Genomic DNA, 288 nt, shown 5'->3' with positions numbered 1-288 from the left:
GGAACTGCGGCCATAAACTGCGTCATCATGACGAAGGGACAGTCGTCAACCATAAACACCGGGTTCAGCCTCTTTGCAGGCTTTGGTGCGGTTCCCTGCGGCAGCAGCGGAACCACGACACGGGTACCCAGTGCGTCCAGAAGATCTGCCTGCACATCCAGAACGAAACGTGCTTCTCCCCGTCCGGCCAGACGATACACATCGAAACGGGCCACTTAGAAGTTCCGATAGTCTGCCAGGGGAAGCCTGTGAGTGCTGGTTGTAATCTCCCCAAATGTGCTGGTTGAA

Annotated in this window: 1 protein-coding gene; it reads right to left on the bottom strand. The window is 56.2% G+C overall.

Features of this window, described 5'->3' with window-relative positions; all coding sequences use genetic code 11:
* Positions 1-215 (bottom strand): CcdB family protein (locus B7449_RS13455; protein WP_048883700.1); only part of this gene is annotated, 215 nt, incomplete at its 3' end.
* Positions 216-288: the final 73 nt, after the last annotated feature.

The sequence above is a fragment of the Komagataeibacter intermedius TF2 genome, from assembly GCF_000964425.1.
Taxonomy (GTDB): domain Bacteria; phylum Pseudomonadota; class Alphaproteobacteria; order Acetobacterales; family Acetobacteraceae; genus Komagataeibacter; species Komagataeibacter intermedius.
The sequence above is the reverse complement of the archived record's forward strand: the minus strand, read 5'-3'. Positions and strand labels throughout refer to the sequence as shown.